This is a genomic window from Diaphorobacter sp. LR2014-1, assembly GCF_002916785.1.
Classification (GTDB): Bacteria; Pseudomonadota; Gammaproteobacteria; order Burkholderiales; family Burkholderiaceae_C; genus Diaphorobacter; species Diaphorobacter nitroreducens.
Window position 1 is genome coordinate 27,358 of the sequence record NZ_MTBE01000035.1, and the last position, 10,187, is coordinate 37,544.

At 63.9% G+C, this 10,187-nt stretch carries 8 protein-coding genes and 1 pseudogene; 2 read left to right on the forward strand and 7 right to left on the reverse strand.

From position 1 onward, the window contains the following. Window positions 1-82 precede the first annotated feature (82 nt). Entirely contained in the window at window positions 83-394 is a 312-nt protein-coding gene (fliE, locus tag BV908_RS18365; protein ID WP_103738849.1) for a flagellar hook-basal body complex protein FliE, read from the forward strand. Between the two features lie 227 nt (window positions 395-621). On the opposite strand, the gene BV908_RS18370 is transcribed toward fliE, so the two are convergent. The 4 genes from BV908_RS18370 to BV908_RS18385 all read right to left on the reverse strand — a co-directional run bounded on the left by BV908_RS18370 (window position 622) and on the right by BV908_RS18385 (window position 4,740). Then, window positions 622-921, reverse strand: a complete 300-nt coding sequence (locus tag BV908_RS18370) for a flagellar protein FliT (protein ID WP_103738850.1) — start codon at window positions 919-921, stop codon at window positions 622-624. Between the two features lie 3 nt (window positions 922-924). Further along, window positions 925-1,365, reverse strand: coding sequence for a flagellar export chaperone FliS (fliS, locus tag BV908_RS18375; RefSeq protein WP_103738851.1), 441 nt, complete (start codon window positions 1,363-1,365; stop codon window positions 925-927). Between the two features lie 64 nt (window positions 1,366-1,429). Further along, complete coding sequence (fliD, locus tag BV908_RS18380) at window positions 1,430-2,878, reverse strand: flagellar filament capping protein FliD (RefSeq protein WP_103738852.1); 1,449 nt, start codon at window positions 2,876-2,878, stop codon at window positions 1,430-1,432. Window positions 2,879-3,156: 278 nt separating this feature from the next. After that, window positions 3,157-4,740: a flagellin gene (locus BV908_RS18385; RefSeq protein WP_103738853.1), complete on the reverse strand. Its 1,584-nt coding sequence runs from the start codon at window positions 4,738-4,740 to the stop codon at window positions 3,157-3,159. A gap of 306 nt (window positions 4,741-5,046) precedes the next feature. Between BV908_RS18385 and BV908_RS18390 the strand changes: the two genes are divergently transcribed. After that, entirely contained in the window at window positions 5,047-6,159 is a 1,113-nt protein-coding gene (locus BV908_RS18390; protein ID WP_246867543.1) for a tetratricopeptide repeat protein, read from the forward strand. 55 nt (window positions 6,160-6,214) lie between these two features. On the opposite strand, the gene BV908_RS18395 is transcribed toward BV908_RS18390, so the two are convergent. The 3 genes and pseudogenes from BV908_RS18395 to BV908_RS22500 all read right to left on the reverse strand — a co-directional run. Beyond that, on the reverse strand, window positions 6,215-6,841 hold the full coding sequence (locus BV908_RS18395; RefSeq protein ID WP_146052271.1) for a methyltransferase domain-containing protein: 627 nt from the start codon (window positions 6,839-6,841) through the stop codon (window positions 6,215-6,217). A 3-nt stretch (window positions 6,842-6,844) separates the two neighbouring features. Next, entirely contained in the window at window positions 6,845-8,692 is a 1,848-nt protein-coding gene (locus tag BV908_RS18400; RefSeq protein WP_246867544.1) for a tetratricopeptide repeat protein, read from the reverse strand. Window positions 8,693-8,795: 103 nt separating this feature from the next. Continuing rightward, window positions 8,796-10,187: pseudogene (locus BV908_RS22500) on the reverse strand (heme utilization protein); the annotation flags it as partial.

A 10,187-nucleotide genomic window follows, 5' to 3' on the forward strand; every position in this document is an offset into this window, starting at 1 on the left:
CCCCTTTGGCCATCATTTCCCCAGGTCGTCGCGCCGCCGCATGCCTACGATTGGCACATCCCGAGCATCCCCGAGCACCATCATGGACATGCGCATCAACAGCACCCAGTTTCCCCTCACCGGCACCCAGGTGGCGCGCCGCGTCACCGCGCCGCAGGAAAACGTGCAGGAGGCAGGCTTCTCCAACGCCTTCAAAAGCGCCCTGCAATCCGTCAGCGCCGCACAAGACCGCGCCAGCGGCCTGCAGCGCGAGGTGCAGCTGGAAAACCCCGACGTCAGCATCGAAGAGACCATGGTCTCGATGCAAAAGGCCCAAATCGGCTTCCAGGCCACGCTGCACGTGCGCAACCGCATGGTGCAGGCCTACACCGACATCATGAACATGCAGGTGTAAGCCACTCACCATTTGATAGCAGACCGCCCAGGCAAAACAAGGGCTGGAGCCGTTTTTGGCATAAAAAAGCCGGTCACCTCGCGGTACCGGCTTTTTTGCGTTCTGGTTTCTCTGGGCCATGGCGCAGGCGCCCCTAACCACTCACCACTCACCACTCACCACTCACCATTTGATAGCTAAAAGCCCAGTCTCCACCTGGGCTCTAGCCTGTTTTCGCTCCAACCCGCTCAGTGCATCAGCTGCGGCTGGCCGTCCAGCACGTGGTCGAACTGCACCAGCCAGGGCTCGGCCAGGCAGCGGATCTGGGCGTCGTTGCGCAGGATGCGCTGCATGATGCGGGCCTTTTCCTTGCGGTGCTCGGGGGCCAGCTCCTGCTGGCGGGCCTCGAAGCGCAGCTGCTCTATCAGCACGGCGCAGGCGCCCTCGTAGCGCACCACCTCGTCCCAGTCCTTCTGGCGCGCGGCCTCCAGCATCTTGGCGCTGCTGTCTTCTATGGCCTTGTAGTAGTCAATCAGCATGTCGGGCATTCTTCAGGCCTCCGCCAGCGCGGGCTGCGCCACGTCGTTGGCCGCCTCGGTACTCTTCTTCATTTCTTTCCAGGCCAGCGCGATCGGCTCGATCAGGCGGGCCACCTCCTGCAGCTTGGCGTCGTCATTGCCGGCATTCGCCTCAATGAGCCTGCGCAGCGCGTAGTCGTACACCGCCTCCAGGTTCGCCGCCACCTCGCCGCCCGACTCGCGGTCCAGCGCGGTCATCAGGCCCTCTTCCAGGATGCGCACCGCCTTGGAGATGCCGTTGCATTTGGCCGCCACGTCGCCGCGCGCCATGGCGCCCCGGGCGGTGGCAATGGCGCTCAGCACGCCGTCCAGCAGCAGGCTGACCAGTTGGTGCTGGTCGATGGTGTGCATGCTGGTTTCGACGCTGATGCGCTGGTAAGCGGATGTGGCGCGAGAGTTGAAAGGGCTGAACATGACGGTATTCCTTGAACGAACTGCTATTCAATTTATCGGCAGATCGCCGACAAACTGAAACGCTTCATTTCTTGGCGTTGTTCCAGGTGGTCACCTGCTGGGCGATGTAGGCGTTGAGGGCGTTGAGCTGGCTCATCTGCGTGTCCAGCGCCGTGTAGCGCGCGCTCAGGGAGCTTCTCACGCTGGCGGCGCGGTCTTCCACGCGCTCGATGTCCTTGGCGTTGCGCTTCAGGGCGGTGTCGAGCAGCTTGTCCTTGCTGGCAAAAAAGCCGTCGCTCGCCAGCAGGCTGTCGGTCACGGCCTTGATCTTGCCGCCCACGCCGTCGCTCACGCTGCCGCCGTCCGCGCCACGGAAGAACGCCTTGACCGCGTCGGGGTCGGCCAGCGCCTTGTCGAGCTTGGCGCTGTCCACCGCCAGATCGCCCGTGGGCCGCAGCGGGTCGGAGCCGGGCGCGGAGACGATGCCCACGTCCGACAGCGTCTTGAGCCCGCCCGCGCCGGTGCCCGTGGCCACCGACTGCAGCGCCTTGCGCAGCGTGTTCTGCAGCGCCAGGGTGGAAGAGTCGCCCTGCAGCAGGCCCGCCACCTTGTTCTGCGCGTCGTAGCTGGTGATGTCGTTCAGCGCCTGGTTGACGGCGTTGTAGGCCTTGACGAAGTCGTCGATGTTCTTCTTGACGGCCGTCGAATCGCTGGCCACCGTGATCTCCACCGGCGCCGTCGTCTCCTGCAGCGCGTTGAAGGTCACGCCAGCCACGGTGTTGGTGAAGGTGTTCGTCGCCGAGGTCACCGCGATCCCGTTGACCGTGGCCCGGGCGTTGGCGGCCAGCGTGGTCGTCGCGCCCGCCACCAGGCGCGACAGGCCGGTGTCGTCGGCGTCATCGCCATCGCTGTCGGTCACGGACAGCCGAAAGCCCGACTCCTCGCCGGTGGCCTTGCTGCGCAGCAGCAGGCGCTCGCCCGATGCGTCGGAAACAATGGTGGCCGTCACCCCGCCCTTGGCGCCGTTGATCTTGCCGGCAATGGTGGCCAGCGTGTCGCTGGCGCCCACCTCGATCTCCAGCGGGGTGCCCAGGCCCGGCGTGAAGGTGGACGCATCGCTCCAGCGGCCCATCTCCAGGCGCAGCACGCCCTCCCCCACCGGCCCGCCCACCGGCAGCATGGCCGCCGAGGTGGTGGTCTGCGCCTTGGCCAGGCCCTGCACCTCCAGGCTGAACGACGTGGCCACCGTGCCGCCCACGGCAGAGGCCGTCACGGCGGCGGTATTGGACGACGTGGCCATCACCGCGTTCCAGCCCGTCACGCTGGTGAGCTTGCTCGCCGCGTCCGACAGGGCCGACACCAGCGACTTGATCTGCCCGAAGGTGGAGATCTTGGCCTGGGTCATCTGGGCCTGGTACTGCAGGCCGGTGGAGCGGGTGATGGGCAGGCGGGCTATCTCAACCGACGAATCGATAAGCCCCTGGACATCGACGCTGCCGCCAAGACCCACGCCAATGGATGAAAAGCTGGCCATGATCACCTCCTGAAAAACACGGGTTGGCCCGGGAGCGTGCTGACGATCCGGGCGAATCACTGGAATTATCCGCCCCTCGCTCCATTTGCATCGCGCCAATAAGCCCCCGGAAAACCGCCAATCTTCCGCCCGGCGCCGATATTTCTGCACAAGCCATCGGCACATCAGGCATCGGCACAAGGCACAGGGGCAGTGGCAACTTGCATCGCCACTGCCCCGTGTCACCTCAAGGCCGCCGACCGCTTGCCGGCGGGTGCGGCCCCTTGCGCCTGCCCTGCTTACTGCAGCAGCGCCAGAATGCCCTGGGGCAGCTGGTTGGCCTGGGCCACCATGGCGGTGCCGGCCTGCTGCAGGATCTGGGCGCGCGACAGGTTGGCGGTTTCGGCCGCGAAGTCGGCGTCCTGGATGCGGCTGCGGGCGGCGGACATGTTCTCGCCCGAAGTCTGCAGGTTGTTCACTGCCGTCTCGAAGCGAGACTGCAGGGCACCGTAGGTGGCGCGCTGGCCGCTGATGGCGGAGATGGCCGCGTCCACAATGGCCAGCGTGCGGTTGGCGCCGTCCACCGTGCTTACGTCCATGTTCTGCACGGTCTGCAGCTGGCTGGCGGCTGCGGTGTCAGCAGCGGCATTCAGGAAGCTGCCATCGCCACCCGAGCCATCTTGGTCGCTAGCGACGCTGAACGACTTGGACGAATCCAAGGTGATCTGGCCAGTCACAACCAAGCTAGCACCCAAAAAAGCCGCTGCATCCGTGGCGGCACCCGTTGCGGCCAAGGCAGCATCCCCGCCAATGGCCGTCGCACTGTCGTTGGCCAGCGACACGGTCAGATCATTGCCCGACTCGGAGTCATTCACCAACTTGATGTCGTTGCCTGCAGCGTTGGTCAACACCAGGTTCTTGCCATCGTCGCTGACACGGGCCGTGACACCCGTCTTGGACGATGCGTCATTGAACGCCTTCACCGCGTCGCTCAGGCCGTCGGAATTCAGCTTGGCGCCCACCGTGAACGAAATGGTGGCAGGCTGGTCATCCTTGTTGTTAGACGCAATCTGCAGCGTATAGGACTTGTCCTCCGTCAAACCAGCCAGCCCCACCTCGGTGCGTGCCGAGGCAGTCACGCCAGTCTTTTCGGTCTGCGCGTTGATAAGCGCAGCCATGTCCTTGGCCGATGTACCAGCATCGTAAGCCACCGTCTGCGTGCCATAAGCACCATTGATGGTGATCGCGCCTGCAGCGATGGCCGAAGTACCAGTACCTCCGCCCTGCGCCACGATGGCACTAGCCGTGCTGCCCATCGTCAAGTCGCCACCATTGTCGGTAGCCGTAGCTGCCTTGCCGCCGATGCGGTAGTTGCCATAGGCGCTGGTGCTGAAGTTGGACGAAGTGGCGGTAATGGTCTGGTTGGCATTGGCGCCCACCTGGAAGGCGGCGCTGGTGAAGGAGCCGTCCAGCAGCTTGCGGCCGTTGAAGTCGGTGGTCTTGGCGATGCGGTCCAGCTCGGCGGTGAGCTGGTTCACTTCGTCGTTCAGCGCCTGGCGGTCGGATGCGCTGTTGGTGGCGTTGGCCGACTGCACGGCCAGCTCACGCACGCGCTGCAGGATGTCGCCCGAGCTCTTGAGCGCGCCTTCGGCCGTCTGCGCCAGCGAAATGCCGTCGTTGGCATTGCGCACGGCCTGGTTCAGGCCGCGAATCTGGCTGGTGAAGCGCTCCGAAATGGCCAGACCGGCGGCGTCGTCCTTGGCGCTGTTGATGCGCAGGCCCGACGACAGGCGCTGGATGGTGGTGTTGAGGGAGTTCTGGCTCACACCCAGATTACGCTGGGCCATGAGCGAGGCGACGTTGGTATTGATGGTGGATGCCATGATTACTCTCCTGAAAGAACTAACTGGTTGTGGCTTTGCTGCCAACTGGGCCCAGAACCATCTGGCCTCAGCGTTCACAGCGCCTGCACAGGCAGCCTGTTGAACGGCGGGGCGTCATTGCGTGCTTCAAACGTCCCGTTATGTAAGTTTTCGGACGGCCGCCAGAGAACTTTAGGGCTGCATGCAGCGCATGTAAAAATGATTTGCAAGCCAAGTTGCCTCTTGATACGTCCATGCCGATACGTCGATGCATGCATGGCGGGCATGCAGCGCTGGCGCCAACTCTTCGCCACCCTTCGCACCGCCATGTCCCTGTCCCGCCCCAGCGCGCACCACGCCCCGCCGCCAGCGCCTCACGGCGTTGCCGACCTCATCGCCACGGCGCAAGCCCTGCAGGCCGCAGGCGACGGCCCGGGGGCCATCCATGCCTACCGCCAATGGCTGGCGCGCGGCCCTTCGGGGCAGGACTGGGCGGCGCATTTCAACCTGGGGGTGCTGCTGAAAGACAGCGGCGACCTGGCCGGTGCGCGGCAGGCTTTCGGCGCGGCTCTGGCGCAAAAGCCCGACTTTGCCCAGGCGCAGGCCGCACTGGCGCAGGTGACGCCGACGCAAACGCCCGCCGGTTTGCCAGACATCCGGCTTTTCAGCCTGGCCTGGTCTGCCGACACCCTCACGCAGACCGACCCGGACATCGCCATCCTGGACAACCGCGCCAACCCGCGCCCCGATTGGCGCGAGTACTGGCCGATGCGCCACTTTCTGGCGCAACCAACGCTGGACGCGCACGCCTACTACGGCTTTCTGTCGCCCAAGTTCACCCGCAAGACCGGGCTGACCGGCGCCCGCGTCATCCAGTTCATGCGCGACCGCCCCGGCGCCGACGTGTACACCTTCAGCCCCCAGGCGGACATGGGCGCCTTTTTTCTCAACGTGTTCGAGCAGGGCGAGACTTTCGACCCCGGCTTTCTCGCCACCTGCCAGGAGCTGCTGGAACACCTGGGCCAGCCAGCGGACTTGCGCGCCCTGGTGATGGACTCGCGGCACGTGGTTTTCAGCAACTTCATCGTGGCCCGGCCTGCGTTCTGGCAGCACTGGCTGTCGTTGTGCGAAAAGATTTTCCAGCTGGCCGAGGCAGGCGATTCCCCGCTGGCCGCGAAAGTCAACGCCCCCACGACCTACCCCGGCCAAGTGCCGCGCAAGGTGTTCATCATCGAGCGCATGGCATCGCTGCTGCTGGCGCAGGGCGCGTGGCAGTGCGCGCCCTACAGCACCTTTCAATGCGCCTGGTCTGCGCTGCCCACCGCGCAGTTCAGGAACGAGGCCATCGCCAGCGATGCGCTCAAGCTGGCGTACAACGAAACGCAGGACAAGACATTTCTCGATGCTTACGGGGAATTGCGGAGTCGAATTTTTTCATGACACATTGCAAACGCCTGCCTGACCAGCCAATAGCAACTTCCGCATCCAGACATTCTCAATATTCCCCGAGCACATTTTTCTTGTAGAAATACTCCCGGAATCCATTGATCAACGCCTGAGCCTCCACTTGCCTCTCTTGAGAGGCCCGGGAACCGACCCCCATGAAATAAATATCATGGGAGGTACGATCCTCGAAAAAACTCCAGACACTGAAAAAAGCATCCATTCCCACCACACTGGTGAAGTCAATTTCAGTCAGGTTTTTATAGTACTCATCGTCTGCGGCAACCGTCAGAGGGGATGCCTGGGGCTGGTACTTTGTCGTGCCATGCTGGCGCCGCCCCATGGTGGCGCAGGTGAAGATGAGCAAACCATCCTCCCGCATCATTCTTATCATATTGAGCCAGCATTTGACATAATTCTTATTATGTTCAAACATTTCAGAGCTGATTACAACATCAAATGAACTTGCGGGGGCACCATAATCCTCCCCCTTGCAGACCAGATCCACGTCCCTGCCCTCTGCCACGTCCAGCCCCAGATAATTGCAGTCCTCAAAAAAATCGCGAACACTGCCGTTGATATTCAAGCTGCCGACTTCAAGTACCTTTTTTTCATGAAAATATGCCGCAAGGTTTCTTGCGCAATTGGCAATGAAAAACATTTGCTGGGGATGAGACATCAACTACTCCGTGGATTCATTCAGTGGGCATTGGCTTTTCTGCGGCAGCAGCTTGATCAACTCCTGCTCCAGATTGCGCGCGAAACGCGGCGTGTCGAACAACACCCCGTTTGCACGGACAGCCTCCAGATGCTCGCGCAGGCGCAGGCAGGCGCCGGGAGTGGTGGCCAGCTCCACCGCCTTGTCCTCATAGGCTTGCAGGTCGTAGGTGATCAGCTCGGGCAATCCGGCGGCGGTCAGCAGGGCGCCCGCCATGCGCGCCGCGAAGCTGCGCCCGGTGAGGGTCAAGACGGGCACGCCCATCCATAGCGCGTCGTTGGCGGTGGTTCCGGCGTTGAAGGGGAAGGTGTCGAGAAAAAGATCGGGCAGGACATAGCGGGCCAGGTATTGCTCGGGCAGGGCGCGCTCGGCAAATACCAGGCGCTCGGGGGCCATGCCCCGGGCCGCCGCTTCGCGCTGCAGGCTGGCCTGCGCCCAGGGGTTGTCCGACAGCAGCCACAGCACGCTGCCCGGCACGCGCCGCAGGATGTTCATCCAGGCGTCGAATACTTCGGGGGTGTATTTGTAGTTGTTGTTGAACGAGCAAAACACAAAGCCTTCTGCGGGCAGGCCGCAATGCTTGCGCGTGGGAGCTGGCGCGCACAGGCGCTTGCGGTCGCTCACCTGATAGACGTCGGGCATGTAAATGGGCTTTTCCGAGTAGTTGCCGGCATATTCCTCGGGGATCAGGAATCGGTCGGCTATCACGTAGTCGATGCACGACATGCCCGTGGTGGCGGGCAGGCCCAGGTAGGTCACCTGCACGGGCGCGGGCCGCAAGGCCAGCATGTGCATGCGCGCGCCAGCAGTCTGGCCCTGCAGGTCGATGAGGATGTCGATTTCATGCGCCCGTATCAGGCGGGCTGCGGCTTCCTCGTTCAATGCGCGGATGTCCACATAGTGGTCGAACGCGTTCACCACGCGCTGGCGCAGCGCCGATCCATCATGGGGCGACCAGCAAAAGCCATAGACCTCGAATTTCGCGCGGTCGTGCAGCTCCAGCAGTTCCACGATGAGCATGGAGACGGGGTGCAGGCAGAAGTCCGAGGAGCAGTAGCCAATGCGGATTTTTTCGTGCCGGTAGCCCTCTTGCGGGGCCAGCCTGGGCAGGTTGGCGGGCAGCTTGCGCTGCGCATATCCCCGGGCGGTTTCCAGCTGCTTTTGCGGGTCGTCCGACAGGCTGAGCAGGGCCAGCGCGGAGGTGGAATTGCGGAGCAGTTCCAGGCTCACCCCTGCGGGCGGCTCATACACCGGCCACAGGCATTGCTTGGCCCGGATGAAGATCCAGTGGTGCAGCACGTCGGTCTGCCCGGGCTCCAGCGCCAGGCTGCGGTTCAGGCATTCCATGGCATCGCCAAACTGCTTGCGCCCTTCCTGCACGCGGGCCTGGTTGTTCAGGGCGCTGATCAGGATGGGGCGCTGCTCCGGCTTGCCGGGGTCTGCATGCTCCTGCACCAGCTGCCACTGGGCGATGGCGTCATCGACCCGCCCCTGGCGCTCGCGCACCAGCCCCAGGTTGAAGCGTGGCTGCACGAAATCCGGCATCAGCGCCAGGGCTTGCTCATACGCCTGGCCCGCGCCGTCCACGTCGCCATCGCCGAACAGCACCGTCCCCAGGTTGAACCAGGCAAAGGGGTTGCACGGTGAGTCCGGGCGGCGCTCCAGCCAGGTGCGGTAAAGCACCGCGATCAGCCCCGGCGAGCCGGTTGCTGCCAGTTGATCGGCGTATTCCAGCAGTTGCGCAAACTCCATCTGGCGAAGCCAGACCAGATTCACGGCGGTTGCGTAGTCGATGTTTTGACGCTCGGACACGATGCCCCTCCCCAGAACAAAAAAACCCTGGCGTCCACCTCGGCAAGATGCCGGGGGACGCCAGAGCTTATGCCAGCGCCGCAGGCGCTAAAGCCTGTAAAGACTACTGGGGAATGGCCAATTGCTGGATTTGATCCGTGTTCATGGCGCTCACCTGGGCTGCGGTCAGTGCGCTTGTCTGGTCGGTGGTCAGGCTGGCGATCTGGTCGGTGGTCATGTTCGCCACCTGATCCGGGGTCAGGCTGGCGATCTGGGCGCTGTTCAGGTTGATGACCTGATCGGTGGTCAGGCTCTTCACCTGGTCGGTGGTCATTGCCTTGACCTGCGTTGCCGTCAGGGCCTTGATGCCGTCGGTGCTGATCTTGACCAAGTCCTCGGTTTCCATCGCCTGGAGTTGCGTTGCCGTCAGGGCCGCCACCTGGCTGGTGGTCAGCGCAGCCGCCTGGTCGGTGGTCAGCGCCTTGATGCTGTCAGAGCCCAGGTTCTTCAACTGGGCGGCGGTGATCTGCACCAGGTCTTCGGTCTCGATGGCCGCGATCTGGCTGGAGCTCATGGCGCCCAGCTGCGCCGCCGTCAGCGCCTTCACCTGTTCCGTGCCCAAGGCGGCGATGCCTTCGGTCGAAATCTGGGCGATCTGCGCCGTGCTCAAGGCGGCGACCTGGGCGTACTTCATGGCGCCCACCTGGCCAGCCGTCAGCGCCTTCACGCTGTCGGTGGTCAGGCCCTTGATCTGGGTGGCGCTGAGCTCCTGCAGGTCTGCGGTTTCGATGGCCGCGATCTGGCTGGTGCTCATGGCGCCCAGCTGCGCCGCCGTCAGCGACTTGACCTGCGCGGCTTCCAGCCCCGCGATCTGCCCCGTGCCCAGCACCTTGATCTGGTCGGTGCTCAGGGCCGCAATCTGCGCGCCCTGCAGGCCCTTGATTTGATCCGTGCTCAGGCTTTCCACCTGGCCAGTGGTCAGCCCCTTGATTTGCGCCGCACTCAAGGCCGCCAGTTGCTCGGTGCCCAGCTTGGCCAGGTCGGCCGTTTCCATGGCCGTAATCTGCGCCACGCTCATGCCCTTGATCTGGGCGGTGGTCAGGGCGCTGGCCTGGTCGGTGGTCAGCGCGACGATGCTGTCCGTGCCCAGGTTCTTCAACTGGGCGGCGCTGAGCTGCGCCAGGTCTTCGGTCTCGATGGCCGCGATCTGGCTGGTGCTCATGGCGCCCAGTTGCGCCGCCGTCAGCGCCTTCACCTGTTCCGTGCCCAAGGCGGCGATGCCTTCGGTCGAAATCTGGGCGATCTGCGCCGTGCTCAAGGCGGCGACCTGGGCGTACTTCATGGCGCCCACCTGGCCAGCCGTCAGCGCCTTCACGCTGTCGGTGGTCAGGCCCTTGATCTGGGTGGCGCTGAGCTCCTGCAGGTCTGCGGTTTCGATGGCCGCGATCTGGCTGGTGCTCATGGCGCCCAGCTGCGCCGCCGTCAGCGACTTGACCTGCGCGGCTTCCAGCCCCGC